The sequence below is a fragment of the Pseudomonas sp. PDM17 genome (assembly GCF_014851985.1).
In the GTDB taxonomy this organism is placed as follows: domain Bacteria; phylum Pseudomonadota; class Gammaproteobacteria; order Pseudomonadales; family Pseudomonadaceae; genus Pseudomonas.
This window is the reverse complement of record NZ_JACVAT010000001.1, coordinates 792,905-811,075: the sequence shown is the minus strand read 5'-3', so window position 1 is coordinate 811,075 and position 18,171 is coordinate 792,905. Positions and strand designations below refer to the sequence as shown.

10 protein-coding genes are annotated in these 18,171 nt (G+C 65.0%); 4 read left to right on the top strand and 6 right to left on the bottom strand.

Annotated features, from left to right (window positions below):
• Positions 1 to 54 precede the first annotated feature (54 nt).
• Positions 55 to 693, bottom strand: a complete 639-nt coding sequence (locus IB256_RS03875; protein WP_045212297.1) for a peroxiredoxin — start codon at positions 691 to 693, stop codon at positions 55 to 57.
• A gap of 292 nt (positions 694 to 985) precedes the next feature.
• Here IB256_RS03875 and IB256_RS03870 point away from each other — a divergent pair, with 292 nt between their 5' ends.
• On the top strand, positions 986 to 1,195 hold the full coding sequence (locus tag IB256_RS03870; protein WP_081519197.1) for a DUF6316 family protein: 210 nt from the start codon (positions 986 to 988) through the stop codon (positions 1,193 to 1,195).
• A 76-nt stretch (positions 1,196 to 1,271) separates the two neighbouring features.
• Here the strand turns inward: IB256_RS03870 and IB256_RS03865 are convergent, their stop codons facing one another.
• The 5 genes from IB256_RS03865 to IB256_RS03845 form a co-directional block, all read right to left on the bottom strand.
• Positions 1,272 to 1,559, bottom strand: a complete 288-nt coding sequence (locus tag IB256_RS03865) for a HigA family addiction module antitoxin (RefSeq protein WP_192291129.1) — start codon at positions 1,557 to 1,559, stop codon at positions 1,272 to 1,274.
• A gap of 29 nt (positions 1,560 to 1,588) precedes the next feature.
• Complete coding sequence (locus IB256_RS03860; RefSeq protein WP_192401342.1) at positions 1,589 to 1,867, bottom strand: type II toxin-antitoxin system RelE/ParE family toxin; 279 nt, start codon at positions 1,865 to 1,867, stop codon at positions 1,589 to 1,591.
• 204 nt (positions 1,868 to 2,071) lie between these two features.
• Positions 2,072 to 3,256 (bottom strand): thiolase family protein, encoded by a 1,185-nt coding sequence (locus tag IB256_RS03855; protein ID WP_192291132.1) that lies wholly within the window; start codon positions 3,254 to 3,256, stop codon positions 2,072 to 2,074.
• A gap of 190 nt (positions 3,257 to 3,446) precedes the next feature.
• Positions 3,447 to 12,578, bottom strand: a complete 9,132-nt coding sequence (locus tag IB256_RS03850; protein WP_192401340.1) for a retention module-containing protein — start codon at positions 12,576 to 12,578, stop codon at positions 3,447 to 3,449.
• 137 nt (positions 12,579 to 12,715) lie between these two features.
• A complete protein-coding gene (locus IB256_RS03845; protein WP_138212732.1) occupies positions 12,716 to 13,060 on the bottom strand; it encodes a hypothetical protein in 345 nt (114 codons plus the stop codon).
• A gap of 67 nt (positions 13,061 to 13,127) precedes the next feature.
• Here IB256_RS03845 and IB256_RS03840 point away from each other — a divergent pair, with 67 nt between their 5' ends.
• From IB256_RS03840 to IB256_RS03830, 3 genes are all read left to right on the top strand, one after another.
• Positions 13,128 to 14,417, top strand: a complete 1,290-nt coding sequence (locus tag IB256_RS03840; protein WP_405307457.1) for a TolC family outer membrane protein — start codon at positions 13,128 to 13,130, stop codon at positions 14,415 to 14,417.
• 178 nt (positions 14,418 to 14,595) lie between these two features.
• Entirely contained in the window at positions 14,596 to 16,758 is a 2,163-nt protein-coding gene (locus IB256_RS03835; protein ID WP_081519193.1) for a type I secretion system permease/ATPase, read from the top strand.
• 5 nt (positions 16,759 to 16,763) lie between these two features.
• Positions 16,764 to 18,116 (top strand): HlyD family type I secretion periplasmic adaptor subunit, encoded by a 1,353-nt coding sequence (locus tag IB256_RS03830; RefSeq protein WP_192291136.1) that lies wholly within the window; start codon positions 16,764 to 16,766, stop codon positions 18,114 to 18,116.
• The last annotated feature ends 55 nt before the right edge of the window (positions 18,117 to 18,171 follow it).

Below are 18,171 nucleotides of genomic sequence, written 5' to 3'. Positions count from 1 at the left end.
GAGCATCTCGCTGTCGCTGGCAACGCAGGCTGGCCGACGCGCAGCCGCTTCGGATCACTTGTTCGGTTGCGGCGTCAGGCGCAGGTAGGGCTTGATGGCGCGGTAGCCCTTGGGGAAGCGCTGCTTGATCTCTTCCTCGTCCTTGAGCGAGGGCACGATCACCACGTCGTCGCCGTCCTGCCAGTTGCCGGGCGTTGCGACCTTGTGGTTGTCGGTGAGCTGCAGCGAGTCGATGACGCGCAGGATCTCGTTGAAATTGCGCCCGGTGCTCGCCGGGTAGGTGATGGTCAGGCGCACCTTCTTGTTCGGGTCGATGACGAACAGCGAACGCACGGTGAGGGTGTCGTTGGCGTTCGGGTGAATCAGGTCGTACAGCTCGGAGACCTTGCGGTCGGCGTCAGCGATGATCGGGAAGTTGACCACGGTGTTCTGGGTCTCGTTGATGTCTTCGATCCACTTCACGTGGGAGTCCACCGGGTCGACGGACAGGGCGATCACCTTCACGCCCTTGGCGGCAAACTGGTCCTTGAGCTTGGCGGTCAGGCCCAGCTCGGTGGTGCACACTGGGGTGAAGTCGGCCGGGTGGGAGAACAGAACGCCCCAGCTGTTGCCGAGCCATTCATGGAAACGGATGCGGCCTTCGCTGGATTCCTGTTCGAAGTCGGGGGCGATGTCGCCGAGTCGCAAGCTCATGGGTCTCTCCTTGTTCGTGTTGGTAACCACTATGCACAAGGTCTTTACGCATTAAAAAGAATATATTTTGATTTTCTTATAACCAAAATAATTAACTTTTCTCGACCCTGCACGGCGGCGACCGCCGCCGGACACTGAGCATAGTCAAGGGAATGTGAAGCCCATGCGGGTGAGTGTTTCATCGCTGAAACGATTGACTGCCGTTCGTCGCCATTCCTCCGTAGCCCAGGCACGGCGGGGCTTTGCGACATACACTCGATTCAATTAATCCTTTCGTTCGGGAGGTCAGCTCATGTTGGGACAACGCGTCGGCGACGGCCAGGCGGCCACCCATTACCGCAGTGACCGCATCAGTGCGGTCAATGGTCAGTACTTCTTCTCCACTCGCGAAGGAACGCTGGAAGGCCCTTACTTCACGCGCTTCGATGCTGAACGCGAGGTGATGCTGTACATCACCCGCATGCAGCAGGCCTCCGACCTGTTCGCCCGCGTCGGACGCTGATCTCCCTCAGGTCCTGGCCACACGAACCCCGGCCTGCTCGCCGGGGTTTTTCATTGGCGGGAGAAAACCTCCTACCCTAGGCGCTGCTGGCGAGTCGCTCGATCCGCGGGTGCTCGCGGTGCTGCGCCTGCCACAGATCGTAATCAGCCTGCACTCCGAGCCAGACGCGTGCGCTGCCAATTCCGGCCAGCTCAAGGCGCCACGCAAGGTCAGGACCGACAGGAGCGTGCCCATGCAGGACACGTGACAGGGTTTCGCGCGCATATCCCAAGTGCCGCGCCAGCGCCGCCACGCTCAATCCCAGTTCGGGGAGAACATCTTCCAGCAGCGTTTCACCTGGATGTGGGGGGTTGGCCATTGCCATGAATGCGCCTCCTCCTGGAGTCTGCAAGTTCAGTGGTAATCGAGGTAGTCGAGCAGTTCGACGTCGCTACCGATAAAGCGGAAGATCAACCGCCAGTTGCCGCTGACCGACAGGGACCAGAATCCCTCCAGATTTCCCTTCAGCGGGTGCAGGCGCCAGCCAGGTACGGCGAGGTCCGCCGCCACTGCTGCGTTGTTCAGAAACGGCAGCATGCGCGCCAGCCGCCGAGCATGATCGGCACGAATCCCACGCGTCGTTCCCGTTTCGTAGAAGGCCTGCAGACCCTTGTGGCGGAAGCTGATGATCATCGCGAGAGTGTGATGTCATACATCACACTCTGGCCATCATACCATTCCGGTGTGTGGCGTCGACCCTGCTTCGAGTCGTGCAGGAAATGTCCGTGAATGAAAAACCCCCGGCGTCACCGCCGGGGGTCTCTCAGCGACACCGAACCGCTTGCGTGGAGCGATCGGTGCCATCCGGGCAAGGGCTTGCGCCCTCGCCCGCCGTGCTCAGCGCACCGCCTCGAACAGGCCGGTGGCGCCCATGCCGCCGCCCACGCACATGGTGACGATGCCGTAGCGCAGGTTGCGGCGCTGCAGTTCGCGCACCAGGTGGCCGACCTGGCGCGAGCCGGTCATGCCGAACGGGTGGCCGATGGAGATGGAGCCGCCGTTGACGTTGTACTTCTCGTTGTCGATGCCCAGGTGATCGCGCGCGTACAGGCACTGCGAGGCGAAGGCTTCGTTGAGTTCCCAGAGGTCGATGTCGGCGATCTGCAGGCCCTTGGCCTTGAGCAGCTTGGGCACCGAGAACACCGGGCCGATGCCCATTTCGTCCGGCTCGCAGCCGGCGACGGTGAAGCCGCGGAAGAAGGCCTTGGGCTTGAGGCCCAGTTCCAGGGCTCTCTCCAGGCTCATGATCAGGGTCATCGAGGCGCCATCGGAGAGCTGCGAGGCGTTGCCGGCGGTGACCGAGCCGTCCTCGGCGAACACCGGCTTGAGGGAGTTCAGGCCTTCGAGGGTGGTTTCCGGGCGGTTGCAGTCGTCGCGGTCGACCACGCCGTCGAGCACTTTCTTCTCGCCGGTGGCCTTGTCTTCCACCAGGTACTTCACGCTCATCGGCACGATTTCATCGTCGAACAGGCCTTCGGCCTGGGCGCGGGCGGTGCGCTGCTGGCTCTGCAGGGAGTAAAGGTCCTGCTGCTCGCGAGTGACGTTGTAGCGGCGGGCGACGATCTCGGCGGTCTGGCCCATGGGGTAGTAGATGCCGGGGAATTCGTCCTTCAGGCGCGGGTTCACGAAGTTGTCGAGGTTCTGCTTGCCCATGGTCAGGGTGATGGACTCGACGCCGCCGGCCACGAGGATGTCGCTGCAGCCCGAAGCCACCTGGTTGGCGGCAATGGCGATGGCCTGCAGGCCCGAGGAGCAGTAGCGGTTCAGGGTCATGCCGGCGACATGGGTACCCAGGCGCGACAGTACGGCGGCGTTGCGGCCGATGTTGTGGCCCTGGGCGCCTTCGTTGGAGCCGGCGCCGACCACGCAGTCGTCCACCAGCAGCGGATCGAGGTTGTTGCGCGCCAGCAGCGCGTCGATGCAATGGGCGACCATGTCGTCCGGACGGGTCATGTTGAATTTGCCACGGAAGGACTTGGCCAGGCCGGTACGGACGCTGTCGACGATCACCACTTCGCGCATGGGAAACCTCGTTGCTTGTTGTTCGTTGGGGAGGATGGTGTGGGCCCGAGCATAGGCGCCAGTGAGGACACAGGGCGACGATCATTCACCAGCCGTATAGCCGTGCCCCCACCCTCCCCATTTCCCATTGCGCCGGGCAGGAACGAAACCGCCGCCCGAAGGCGGCGGTTTCCAGGGGTTTCACACGGGGTCAGACGGTGTCGGTCTTGATCGCGTGATCGCCCAGCAGGCCGTTGAGCACGGTCTGGGTATCCCCCGCCGAGAGCACGCCGTTGCCGGCATGGCCCGCGTACTTGGCGGCGAGGTCGACGTTGGCCAGGTCGACGGTCTGGGTGACGGTGCCATTGCTGATCGGGCTGACGCCAATGGTGGTGGTGCCGGCGTTGACCGAGAAGGTCAGGTAATGCGCCAGCGACGAAGCCGTGGCGGCCTCCCCTTGCAGCAGGTCGGCGAAGTTCAGCACGTCGTGCTCGGCGATGTTGAAGTCCTTGATCACATCGTGGCCGGTATCGCCGGACTTCCAGATGAACTCATCCGCGCCGGTGCCGCCGTACATGATGTCGTCGCCGGGCCCGCCGATCAGCTTGTCGTTGCCGCCCTGGCCGAACATCAGGTCATTGCCGGCGCCGCCTTCGAGGGTGTCGTCGCCACCGCGCATGTCACCGGCGACGTTGAGCTGATCCGCGTGCTGGATGATGTAGTTGCTGATCGTGGCCGCCGTCGGCGCGGTGCCGTTGGTGGCGGTCAGGTAGTCCACCAGTCCCTGGAAGCCCTGGCCGTTGTGCGTGCCGGCGGCATGCCCGGCCCAGGCCAGTTGGTCGGTGTTGATGACATCGCCGAACATGATGTCATTGCCCGCGCCGCCGACCAGGTGGTCGTTGCCCACGCTCACCGGTGTGCTGGTGCTGAAGCCTTCCTGCAGCGCCGCCTGCAACTGCTCGGCGGTGTTGATGATCTGCGGCTGGCCGACCGTATTGGAGAGGTTGGTACCGTCGACATTGGTCACCACGGTGCCGGTAGTGTTGGTGTTGTCGAAGTAGCGCAGGTAGTCGCTGTTGATGCCGTTGCCGATACCGATGGCATTGACCGCTACCGAGTTGTCACCGACGAGGGTGCCGGCATGATGCAGCATGTCGTTGCCCGAGGTGATCGCGACGTTCATGTCGTTGTAGCTGGTGCTGTTCCCACTGCCGGAGTTGCCGTTGTAGACGGTCGGGTTGCCGTCGGTGAGGAAGAACGCCAGGTTGACGTAGCCGTGGGCCGCATCGGCGTGGTTGGTGCCGACCTGGGTGTTGAACCATGCCGAAGCCTTCTGCATGGCATCGTCATAGTTGGTCGCACCGTTGGCGCTGAGCGCGTTGATCGCGGAGATCAGCAAGGCCACGTTGGCTGCCGTCAGGCCGTTGTAGCTGACGCGGGTGGCGCTGTCGCCGAACGACACCAGGCTGACGTTGATGACCCCGTCGTGGCCCTTGATGGCGTTGACCAGGTTCACCAGCGCGTTCTTCGCCAGGTCCATGCGCGACAGGCTGCCGGTACCGGAGGGGTCCTTCATGCTGCCGGAGGTATCGACGATCAGCGAGATGTTGTAGTTCTTGCCCGGCTGGGTATAGACCGACACGCCACCCGGATCGCCCACCAGCACGTCGTTGCCGGCACCGCCACTGATGGTCCCGGACTTGTCCACATCCTGCGGGTTGGGCAGGGTGTGCTGGGTGCTGGCCCCGTCGAGGTCGCTGCTGTTGCTGCCCACCACCAGGATCGACTGCGGGGAGCTCAGGTCCAGGCACAGGTTCAGCCCGGCGCTGTCGCCGTCGCCATCGGTAAGGCCGACGTGGAAGTTGAGGTCCAGGTTCTCCGGCAGGACCGACTGCCCGGCAGACACGGTGACCAGACGATAGTCGCCGCTGCTGCTGCTCAGCACCACCGAGTTGAAGCCGCCTTCGGACAGCTGGAAGGCCGAACCACTGGTGAAGTGGCCATCGGTCAGCAGGTTGAAGGAGACCGAACTGTTCTCACCATTGCCGGCCGGCGGCGAATAGGTGCCGGTCGCCAGCACCACGCCACCTTCACCGAGCACCTTCCAGCTGAGCACATCGCTGGTGGAGAGTTTCTGCACGTCGAAGCTGACGTCGTAGATCTTCTCGCTGAAGGCGATGTTGAGGTTCTCGCCGGGGGTGATGAGGTTGTTGCCGCCCACACCCATGCCATTGCTGGAGGGGTTCACATCGCCGTTGGGGCTGGTGAAGACCACCGTCAGGCCGTCAGACGTCAAGGAGGCCGACGGACGCGGACCGCCGGCGGCGAGCTGGGCAAGATCGTATTCCACCGTCGAGATCGGCCGCGAATTGAGCACTTCGAAGCTGTAGGTGCCGTCGGCATTGACCTTGAGAACGAAGAACGCCTCGTTGGAGCCGTCATAGGCCGTCAGTTGCGAGCCGCCACCCGGCAGTTGGGTGACCACGTAGGTCAGGCCATCCGGCGCGGTATTGCCGCTGAGGTCGAAGGCACCCCGGCCGTCGCCGCCGAAGCTCACGTCAAGCGTGCCGTTGAGCACGAAGCCGGGGGTTTCGGATACGTCCTGGCACGGTGGCTCGCTGTGTACCACCGGCAGGTCGTCCTGCACGTTGATCACCAGTGAGCCACTGCCCAGGCTGACCGGATCGCCGTCGCCATCGGTAGCCTTGATCAGGCCGCCGAGGTTGAGCGCCAGTTGCTCCGTATCACTGCCATTGTGCAGCGGATGATCCAGCGGCCCGACGAGCTTGAACTCGTAGTTGCCCGCCGTATCCACCGACAGGGTGAAGATGGTCTTGGCGCCGGCCATGGCGGTCAGCAGGTTGCCGACCACGCTGTAGACCAGAGCCACGCCGCCGGAGGTCAGGTGCTGCGAGGTCAGCGAGGAGTAGTCGCCGGTCAGCGAGAAGGCACCGGGACCGTCCGCACCGAAGTTCACCAGGCTGGTGAGCGAGCCCTTGGCGGTCGTGGTGTCGCTGGCGCCATCGGGGTTGCCGCCGGGCAGCGCATCCTCCATGACCTGGCCGGTCACGTTGCCACCGGCGATGAGCGCGGGGCCGTCGTCCTTGAACACCAGCTTGCCGCCCAGGTCGACGCTGGCGGATTGCTGGTCGCCATCGCCGTCGGTGATGGTCGCCACCAGGGCGATCTTGCTGCCCAGCAGGCTCACCGGGTCGTTGGGGGTGGTGGTGTCAGCGTGCTTGAACGCCAGTTTCTGATCGAGCGTCAGGTCACCGGTGGTGCTGTTCAGGGTCAGGCTGAAGGCGACCGCGCCGCCGGTGTTGCCCACGCGGCCCTCGACCACTGTATCGCTGACCTTGACCAGTACGATGCTCTGCCCGCTGGTGGTCTGCAGACCACTCGCGGTGCCGTCGGTCGCCGACAGGCTGTAGCTGACGGTGCCGCCGTCAGCACCACCGTTGGAGGTGAAGGCGCCGCTGAAGTTGGCGGTGGCATCGGTGGTCAGGACGGTTTCATCCACCGTGAGGACCGGCGCCTGGCCGGCGTTGGCGGTGATGCTCGGGCCGTCGTCCTTGAAGGTCAGCCGGCCGCCCAGGTCGAGGCTGGCGGAGAGCGAGTCGCCGTCGGCATCGGTGATGGTGGCAACCAGGTTGATCTTGTTGTTCAGCAGGCTGACCGAGTCATCGGGGTTGCTGGCGTTCGAGTGCTGCAGCGCCATCTGCTGGTCGAGGGTGACCACGCCACCGGCAAGGGTGACCTTGAAGGCGACAGCCCCCTGGTCTCCGCCAATGCGGCCGACGACATTGCCGCCTTCGTTGAACAGCTGGATGGTCTGGCCGTCGGTGGTCTTCAGGCCGCTGTCCATGCCGTTGGTAACGGCGCTGAGCTGGTAGGTCAGGGTACCGGCGCCGTCGGCGCCGAAGCTGCTGGTGAACTGCCCGGAGAAGTCCGCGCTGGCGTTGGCGGCCAGGTTGGTTTCGTCCACCGTCAGGACCGGCGCACCCTGGCTGTTGGCGCTGATGCTCGGACCGTCGTCCTTGAAGGTGAGGCGGTCGCCCAGGTCGAGTTGCGCGCGGCTGGAATCGCCGTCGCCATCGGTGATGGTGGCGACCAGGTTGATGTTGCCGCCGGCGATGCTCACCGAGTCATTGGGGTTGCTGGCATCCGAATGCTTGAGCGCCATTTGCTGGTCGAGGGTGACGACGCCATCGGCGACCGTGACCTTGAAGGCAATGGCACCGGCTGGGCCGCCCACGCGGCCGACCACGCTGCTGCCTTCGTTGAACAGCAGGATGGTCTGGCCCTGGCTGGTCTGCAGGCCGCTGTCGCCGCCATTGGCAACGGCTTCGACCTTGTAGCTCAGCGAGCCCTGACCGTCCGCACCGTAATTTCCGTTGAACTGGCCGGAGAAGTCCGCACTGGCATTGCTGGCCAGGTTGGTCTCGTCCACCACCAGGTTCGGGGCGCCCTGGGTATTCGCGGTGATGGTCGGGGCATCGTCGTAGAACACCATCTTGGTGCCGAGGTCGACTTGGGCCGAAGCCTTGTCGCCGTCGCCATCGGTGATGGTGGCGGTGAGGGTGATCTTGCCGTCGGGCAGGCGCAGTGCCTCATCCGGGTTGGTGGTATCCGGGTGCTTGAGTGCCAGGCGCTGGTCGAGCATGAGCGCGCCCTGGTCCTCGCTGACCACGAAGGCGATGTCGCCGGTAGCGGCGACCTTGCCAACCACGGTGCCATTCACGTTGTAGAGCAGGATGGCCTGGCCCTGGGTGGTCTGCACGCCACTGTCGGTGCCATCGACTGTGGTCACCTTGTAGGTGATGGTGCCCGCGCCGTCAGCGCCGAAGCTCGGCGTGAACAACTGGGACACCAGGCTGACTTCGACGCGGGCGTTGTTCGACAGGTCGGACTCGTCCACCTCCAGGCTGATGTCGGCGTCCAGGCACGGCACGATGCTCGGGCCGTCGTCGAGGAAGGTCAGCTTGCTGCCCAGGTCGATGTGGGCGCTGGCGCTGTCGCCATCCTTGTCGGTGATGGTCGCAGTCAGGGTGACCTGGCCGGTCAGGCTCAGCGAATCATCGGGGTTGCCGGTGTCCGGGTGCGCCAGGGCACGCAGTTGCTCCAGGGTGACCTTGCCGTCGCCATCGACGTAGATGCGGAAAGCGACGGTATCGGTGCCCTGCAGGCGACCTTCGATGCCGTTGTCGGTGTTGTAGAGGTAGACCTTCTCACCGCTCTGGGTATCTTTCAGCCCGCTGTCGGTGTTGTCGGCTCCGGCCAGCTTGTAGGTGATGGTACCGGCGCCGTCCGCACCGAAGTGGGTGGTGAAGAGGTCGGCCACCGAAGCGCTGCTGGTGTCCGGCACGCCGAGGTGGGTTTCGTCCACGGTCAGCTTGATGTCGGCGGTGGTGCTCGGCGCGATGCTAGGGCCATCGTCGAGGAAGGTCAGCTTGCCGCTCAGGTCGATGTGGGCCTGGGCGCTGTCACCGTCCTTGTCGGTGATGGTGGCAGTGAGGGTCACGCTGTCGGGCGCGAGGCTGACGCCTTCATTGGACTTCGTGGTGTCCGGATGCACGACGGCGCGCACCTGGTCGAGGGTGATCTTGCCGTCCTGGCCCAGGGTCACGCGGAAGGCGACGGTGCCGTCTTCCCCCCCGACGCGGCCTTCCACACCGCTGGCGGTGTTGAACAGGAAGATCTTGCTGCCAGTGGCCGTGTCCTTCAGGCCGCTGTCGGTGTTGTCATTGGTCTCGACCTTGTAGGTGATCGTGCCCGCGCCGTCGTTGCCGAAGTGCGCGGTGAACAGGTCGGACACCGTGGCCGAGCTGGTGGCATCGACGTTCAGGTGGGTCTCATCCACCGTCAGCTTGATGTCCACGTCCTCGCATGGCGCGATGCTCGGGCCATCGTCGAGGAAGGTCAGCTTGCTACCCAGGTCGATTTTCGCCGAGGTGCTGTCGCCGTCCTTGTCGGTGATGGTGGCGGTCAGGGTCAGGGTGTTCGCATCGAGGCTTACCCCTTCGTTGTTGTCACCCGGAGTCGGATGCACGACGGCGCGCACCTGGTCGAGGGTGATCTTGCCGTCCTGGCCCAGGGTCACGCGGAAGGCGACCGCGCCGTTCTCGCCACCGACCCGGCCTTCCACACCGCTGGCGGTGTTGAACAGGAAGATCTGGTCACCGCTGGCCGTGTCCTTCAGGCCGCTGTCGGTGTTGTCCTCGGTCTCGATTTTATAGGTGATCTGCCCCGGACCATCGGCACCGAAGTGCGCGGTGAACAGGTCGGAAACACTGGCTGTGCTGGTGGCATCCAGGTTCAGGGTGGATTCATCCACGGTCAGCTGGAGGTCATGAGCGGTGTTCGGCGTGATGCTCGGACCATCGTCGAGGAAGGTCAGCTTACCGCCCAGGTCGATCGAGGTGGTCGCGCTGTCGCCGTCCTTGTCGGTGATGATCGCGCTGAGGGCGATCTTGCCGGCCAGGTTCAGCGAATCATTGGGATCACTGGTGTCGGAATGCACCAGCGCGCGCAGTTGCTCCAAGGTGACCTTGCCGTCCGGTCCGAGGGTCACGCGGAAGGCAGTTTCGCCGCTGGTTTCCAGGCGCCCTTCCACTCCATTGGCGGTGTTGAAGAGGATTACCCGCTGGCCACTGGCGGTATCGGTCAGGCCGCTGTCAGTGTTGTTGGCGGCTTCGATCTTGTAGGTGATCGACCCTTCGCCATCGGCGCCGAACTGGCCGTTGAACAGCTCGGCCACCGAGCCAGTGCTGGTCGCCGGTTGGCCCAGGGTGGTTTCGTCCACGCTCAGGTGCAGGTCGCCGCCTTCGATGGGCGCGATGCGCGGGCCGTCGTCGAGGAAGGTCAGCTTGCTGCCCAAGTCGAGGCCGGCGCTCTGATGGTCGCCATCGGCGTCGGTCACGGTGGCGGTCAGGCTGATCTTGCCGGCGCCGATGCTGAGCGGATCATTGGAGTCGGTGTTGTCCGGGTGCACCAGAGCACGGACCTGATCCAGGGTGATCTTGCCGTCCTGCCCGAGGGTGACGCGGAAGGCGACTTCACCGTTCACGCCGCCCACGCGGCCTTCCACACCGCTGGCGGTGTTGAACAGGAAGATCTGGTTGCCGGTGGCGGTGTCTTTCAGGCCGCTGTCGGTGTTGTCCTGGGTTTCGACCTTGTAGGTGATCGAGCCGGCACCGTCAGCGCCGAACTGGGCGTTGAACAGATCGGCGACCGCCACGCTGCTGGTGGCGTCGGTCCCCAGGGCGGATTCGTCCACCGTCAGGTGCAGACCTTCGGTGCTGCCCACGGAAATACTCGGGCCGTCGTCGAGGAAGGTCAGCTTGCTGCCCAGATCGAGCCCGGCACTCTGATGGTCGCCATCGGCGTCGGTCACGGTGGCGGTCAGGCTGATCTTGCCTGCACCGATGCTGAGCGGATCATTGGAGTCGGTGTTGTCCGGGTGCACCAGCGCGCGGACCTGATCCAGGGTGATCTTGCCGTCCTGCCCGAGGGTCACGCGGAACGCAACTTCACCGTTCACGCCACCCACGCGGCCTTCGACGCCGCTGGCGGTATTGAACAGGAAGATCTGGCTGCCGGTGGCGGTGTCTTTCAGGCCGCTGTCGGTGTTGTCCTGGGTCTCGACCTTGTAGGTGATCGAGCCGGCGCCGTCAGCGCCGAACTGGGCGTTGAACAGATCGCCCGCCGCCACGCTGCTGGTGGCGTCGGTCCCCAGGGCGGACTCGTCCACCGTCAGGTGCAGGCCTTCGGTATCGCCCACGGCGATGGTCGGCCCGTCGTCGGTGAAGCTGACGCGACCGCCGAGGTCCAGCGAGCTGCTGGAGGAAACGCTATCGCCATCACGGTCGGTCACCGTCAGGTTGCCCTGCAGTTGCACCAGTCCGGAATCGAGCACGGCGTTCTGGCTGGCGTAGTTGCCATCGCTGCCCGGCAGGGCATGGTCCACGGCGCTGAACTGGGTCAGGGTGACCACACCGCTATTGCCGTTCACCGACAGGCTGAAGATGGTGTTCTCGCCGGAGATGCCAGCGGCGCTGGCGGAGGTGGAAGCGACGATGGCGCCGCCCACGCTGTACAGGTAGATGGTCGCGCCGCCGCTGGTCAGGCCCGAGTCGGTGCCGTTGCCGCCTACCAGGTTCAGGTTGTAGCTGAGCTGGGTGGTGCCGGCGCCATCGCCGCCGTAGTTGGCGGTCACCTGGAAGGCCGAGCTGTAGTCGGCGGTGGAGGTGTCGAAGGCAGCGCCAGCGGTGTTGGCGTCATGGGTCTGCAGCAGCACGTCCACGCCAATGTCGGCGGACAGGCTGGCCTGCGGCGCATCGTCGACGATACCCACGGTCAGCGTGCCGTTGGCCGGGGTGCCGTTGCCGTCGGTGATGGTGTAGGGGATATCGAAGTTCAGGGTGTCTTCGGAACCCTTGACCGGGTGATCCACCGGCTGCAGCAGGGTGACCTCGAAGGCACCGGTGTTGATATCGGTGAGGGTCACGGTGAAGACCGGCGTGCCATTGGCGCTGCCGGTGAGCACATGACCATCGGGGCTGACGCTATAGGTAATGGCGACGCCACCGGAGGTCAGGCTGGGCAGCCCTGCGGTGCCCCAGGAGAAGCTGCCAACGCCATCTGGCCCAAAGCTGTAGCCCAGAGTGCCGGAGTGGGTCGCCCCCTCCCCCACACCATCGGGAATACCGCCGGGCAGGCCGGCCTCGAACACGTTGGAGCCACCAGGGCCGCTGGGGCCGGCGCTCGGCACGCCATCCGGCGGCACGACGGGCGGTTCGGCCTCGGGACGCACGTCCGGGGTGCCGTCGAACTCACGCAGGGGCAGGGGCCCGGACCCGATGGGCCCGGTGGGGAAGCCGATGGTCGGGTCGATATGCCCGCCCACTTCGGTCAGCAGCACAAAGGAGTGCCCGCCACCGGGTTTGCCGTTGGCGGCGCCCGCGGCGCTCGGGCCGGCGGCGGTGGCTTCGGCAGCCTGGGTCGGGTCCATGCCCGCGGCGATGGCGGCCTGCAAGGCCTTGACGTCGGTGACGTCCTGCTGGGTCGGCGTCGCCGGCTGCTGCTGGGCAACCGACTGGTCACCCTGGTCTGCCTGGTGCGCGGCCGACAGCATCTGTGAGGTCAGCGGCAGGGCGCTGTCACGCCCCAGCGTGATTTCGCCGCCTCCCGCGATCTTCAGCGCGACTGCGCCGTTGGCGCCGGTGACCAGCTGCTCACCGACAAAAACCTTGTCTCCCTGTTCCAAAGGACGACGCGATCCATCGGCGGCTACCGCAAACACTTCGCCGATTACCTTGCTGACGACACCCATCAAAGTAGCCATGAGTCCTTCCTCCGCTGCACATCCCGTGGCCGGTTCCACCGACGCACGATTGACCGAAACAGGCCATGGCACGCTTGTATCCGGATGCTGCGAAGAAAGTTGCGAAGGGTGCGAAAAGGACTGCTAGCGCTTTTGCATCAAAAAGCCAGCGACAATTTTTTGTCATGCTGGCCACGCGATTCTTGTCCTTCTGCGGTGGTCCCCGCCCTAACTGCTACAAACCGTACCTGGCTTCTTCTGCAAGCGCCTGCTCCGGCCCATACCCAGGAAACACGAGGGCTTGCACGCAGAAACAATGTGCTGCTTTTCACACGGCTCATAAGATTTTTTCCGAATAACCCTTGTGAAAAATTCTTCTGAGGTTTTCGAAAAGTTGTTCTTAGCTCTGATGTTACAGGCGTGAAACGCTTGATAAGAGAAAAAAGCCAATAAATTGGCGACCAAAGAGCATCGAAGTACAAGAACACCAGGAGCAAAGCCATGCGCAGTCGTAACGCGGCACTATGGAGCGGTGTATTTTTGGCGGTGTCGGGGACTCATGGGCAAGCCATGACGCTGACCGAAGCTATACAAAGCACGCTGCAATACCACCCGGAAATCAGCCAGAGCGTAAACAGCCGTCTCACCGCGGATGAAGAGCTCAAATTCGCCAGGGGCGGCTACCTGCCAACCGTCGATCTTGTCGCGGGCTATGGCCGCGAGAACACCGACAGCCCCAGCACCCGCGCAGCGGGTAACCACAACGACGAGACCCTGACCCGCGGCGATGCGGAAATCCGTCTGCGGCAGATGTTGTTCGACGGCTTCGGCACCCCCAACGAGGTCAAGCGCAACGAGTCCAACGTCAACGCCAAGGCCTTCCGTATCCTCGGCACCTCGGAAACCGCCGCCCTGCGCACCGTCGAGGTCTACCTCGATGTGCTCAAGCGCCGCGAGATGGTGACGCTGGCCAAGAACAACCTGCAGGCCCACGAACGCATCGGCGACCAGATCCGCCTGCGCAGCGAGCGTGGTGTCGGCAGTACCGCCGACAACGACCAGGCCATCGCCCGTCTGGCCCTGGCGCAGAACAACCTCTACACCGAAGAGGTGAACCTGGCCGATGCCGAGGCCAGCTTCTATAGCGCCACCGGCCGCATGCCGGACCAGCTCGAAGCGCCCTCCACCGTGAAGGCGGAAGTCCCGGCGGACTTGCTCGCCGCGCGCCAGGGCATGCTCAATGAAAACCCGCTGCTGAAATCGGCCCAGGCCGACGTCAACGCCGCCGAGGCCCAGTACGAGGCCGCCAAGGCGCCCTTCTACCCGCGCTTCGACGCCGAGCTGGCCAAGGCCGCCAACAACAATGTCGACGGCGACGAAGGCCACTACAACAGCTGGGAAGCCCAGGTGGTGATGCGCTACAACCTGTTCAACGGGATGCGCGACAAGGCCCACCTGAACGCCACCTCGCACCAGATCAACGAGGCCCAGGACATCCGCAACAACGCGCTGCGGCTGCTCAACGAAAACCTCTCGCTGGCCTGGGACGCGATGGAGAACTCCAAGAAGCAGACCCAGCCCGCCCGCGAATATGCCGACTACACCCGCAAGGTGCGCGAGGCATACCAGCAGCAGTTCACCCTTGGCCAGCGCACCCTGCTCGACCTGCTGGACAGCGAGAACGAACTGTTCACCGCCAACCGCCGCTACACCGAGGTCCGCTACACCGAGGAATACTCGATGTACCGCGTGCTCGGCAGCATGGGCGCCCTGCTGCGCTCGCAGCATGTCGTCGCGCCGCACGAGGCCGTGGCCCTGTCGGATGTGAAGAATGAGGCACGCCTGCCTGATCTGAAATAAGAAAATCGCACGCGCTCGTCACTCTGCCCCGCGCTGCCCGGCGTCGGGGCGACGGCCGTGAAGCGATACGAAGGGGCACGGAAAACCCGACGACCGGCCACAGCCGGCGAACACCTGCAAGTGTTCGCCGGGTGCCGCTGGCGCGGGTCGTCCCGGCCCGGGAGGAAGTAGCGTGACCATGATCATCCAGGAGCGCGGCACACCCGCACCGGGCGATCCGCGCCTGAGCCATGACGATCCCCTGCTCGACGGACTGCTGATCCTCTGCCGCCTGCATGGCTGCGCGGTGAGCCGCAACAGCCTGTCCGCCGGCCTGCCGCTGCGCGACCAGCGACTCTCCGCCGCCCTGCTGCCGCGGGCCGCCGCCCGTGCCGGCCTGCAGGGCCGCTTGCTGCGACGCGAGTTGCGCAGCATCTCCAACCTGAACCTGCCGGTCCTGCTGCTGCTCAACGACGGCCGCAGCGCCGTGCTGCGCCAGTGGCGCGAAGACGGCCAGGCGCTGATCCTGCCCTGCGAGACCGAAGGCGGCGAACAGGCCGTCGGCGCCGACGAGCTGGCCGCCCAGTACAGCGGCCAGGCCCTCTTCGCGCGCCCGCGTCACGAACTGGAAGCGGCGCGCAAACCGCTGGTACCGCGCGTCGAAGCCTGGTTCCGCGACACCCTGCGGCTGTCGCGCTGGCTCTATACGGACGCCCTGGTCGCCAGCCTGCTGATCAACCTGCTGGGCATGCTGGTGCCGTTGTTCGTCATGCAGACCTACGACCGCGTGGTGCCCAACCAGGCGCTGTCGACCCTCTGGGTGCTCGCCGCCGGCCTGCTGATCGGCACGCTGTTCGAACTGCTGCTGCGGGTGCTGCGCTCCAACCTGCTGGACATGGCCGGCAAGAAGACCGACGTGGTTCTCTCCGCCACCCTGTTCGAACGCATCACCGGCATGTCGCTCAAGGCCAAGCCCGAGACCGTCGGCGGCTTCGCGCAGAGCATCCATGACTTCCAGGGCCTGCGCGAATTCCTCACCGCGCTGACCCTGACCAGCCTGATCGACCTGCCCTTCTCGCTCCTGATGATCCTGGTCATCGGCCTGCTGGGCGGCTGGCTGGTGGCCGTGCCGCTGCTGGCCTTCCCCATCACCATCGTGTTCGCCCTGATCATCCAGAGCCGCCTGCGCGACACCGTGCAGAAGAGCCTGACCCTGGGTGCCGAACGCCAGGCCCTGCTGATCGAGACCCTCGGCGGCCTGGAAACCCTCAAGGCCTGCGGCGCAGAAAGCGAGCGCCAGTACCGCTGGGAATCCACCCACGGCGCCCTGGCGCGGCTGGACAACCACGCGCGCTTCCTCAGCGCGCTGGCCACTAACGGCACCCTGTTCCTCCAGCAGTTCGCCGGCCTGGCGATGATCTGCGCCGGGGTCTACAGCATCCTCGACGGCAACCTCAGCGTCGGCGCACTGGTCGCCAGCTACATGCTCAACAGCCGCGTGCTCGCCCCGCTGGGGCAGATCGCCGGGCTGATCACCCGCTACCAGCAGGCACGCCTGACCATGAAGAGCACCGACGCGCTGATGGAACTGCCGCAGGAGCGCCAGGCCCGCCAGCGCCCGCTGGAGCGCACCCAGCTGCACGGCGCGCTGGAAGTCCGCCAGCTGAGCTTCAGCTATCCGGAGCAGACTACCCCGGCGCTGAACCACGTCAGCCTGCGCATGGCCCCCGGCGAGAAGATCGGCATCATCGGCAAGAGCGGTTCGGGCAAGAGCACCTTCGGCCGTCTGCTGATGGGCTTCTACCACCCGGACGAAGGGCAGATCCTGCTCGACGGCCTGGACCTGCGCCAGCTGGATGTCTCCGACCTGCGCCAGCAGATCGGCTACGTGGCCCATGACCTGCCGCTGCTGGCCGGCAGCCTGCGCGACAACCTGACCCTCGGCGCGCGCTACGTCAGCGATGCGCGGATGCTCGAAGTGGCCGAACTGACCGGCGTCAGCGAACTGGCCCGGCAACACCCGGCCGGCTTCGACCGACCGGTGGGCGAACGCGGTCAGCTGCTCTCCGGCGGCCAGCGCCAGGCCGTGCTGATGGCCCGCGCGATGCTGCTCGACCCGCCGATTCTGCTGCTCGACGAACCCACCAGCGCCATGGACAACAGCAGCGAGGAAATCCTGCGCAAACGCCTGCACGAGGCCTGCCGCGACAAGACGCTGCTGCTGGTCACCCACCGCACATCGATGCTCAGCCTGGTCGACCGCCTGCTGGTGCTCGACAGCGGCCGAATCGTCGCAGACGGCCCGAAAGACGCGGTCATCGAAGCATTGCGCAAGGGCCATGTCGGCCCGGCAGCGGGGTAATGGCCATGCACTTTTCGCAATCGATCCGCGGCTACCTGGGCGGCAACGGCGCCCGCGACACCGAATTCATGCCCGAGGTCCAGGGCACCCTGCTGGAAGACTCGCCCAACGCCACCCGCATCACCCTCTGGGCGGCGCTCGGGCTGCTGGTAGCGGCCATCACCTGGGCCTACTTCGCCGATATCGAGGAAGTGACCAAGGGCGAAGGCAAGGCCATTCCCTCCTCCAAGGTGCAGACCATCCAGAACCTGGAGGGCGGCATCGTCTCGGAAATCTTCGTCCGCGAGGGCCAGGTGGTGAACAAGGGACAGCCGCTGCTGCGCCTGGACGACACCCGATTCTCCTCCAACAAGGGCGAGACCGAGGCCGACCGCAACTCCCTCGAAGCCCGTGTCGAACGCCTGAGCGCGGAAGCCGAAGGGCGTGAGCCGGTGTTCACCGACGACCTGAAGAAGGCCGCGCCGCAGGTGGTGGAGGACCAGCTGGCGCTCTACCAGACCCGCATGCAACGGCAGAACAGCGAGCTGAACATCCTCCAGGAACAGCTGCGGCAGAAGGGCCAGGAGCTGCAGGAGTTCCGCGCCAAGGTCCAGCAGTACCGCTCGAGCCTCGGGCTGGTACAGCAGGAGATCAACATGTCCGAGCCGCTGGTGAAGGCCGGCGCGGTCTCCCCGGTGGAACTGCTGCGCCTGCGCCGCAGCGCGGTGGAAATCAATGGTGACCTCAACGCCACCAACCTCGCCATCCCCCGAGCCGAGGCGGCGGTGAACGAGATCCAGCGCAAGGTGGAAGAGTCGAAACTGGGCTTTCGCAGCGACGCGCTGAAGGAACTCAACGACGTCCGCACCGACCTCAACAAGCTCACCGCCACCAGCCGTGCCATCGATGACAAGGTCAACCGCACCCTGGTGGTCGCGCCCCTACGCGGCATCGTCAAGCAGCTCAAGGTCAACACCATCGGCGGCGTGGTGCAGCCGGGCAACGACATGGTGGAAATCGTCCCGCTGGAGGACAACCTGCTGGTGGAAGCACGGGTGCGCCCGCAGGACATCGCCTTCCTCCACCCCGGCCAGCCGGCCACGGTGAAGTTCACCGCCTACGACTACACCATCTACGGCGGGCTCAAGGCCAAGCTGGAAGTGATCAGCGCCGACACTATCACCGACGACAAGGGCAACAGCTTCTACATGATCCAGGTGCGCACCGACAAGAACCACCTGGGCACCGATGCCAAGCCCCTGCTGATCATCCCCGGCATGGTGGCGACCGTGGATATCATCACCGGCGAGAAGAGCGTGCTGGACTACATCTTGAAGCCAGTGCTCAAGGCGCGGTGGGAGGCTTTGCGGGAGCGGTAAGTACTTCGTTCAGCTTCGGCACGCGGTTTTCCCTTCCCCCTAACCCTCTCCCTGA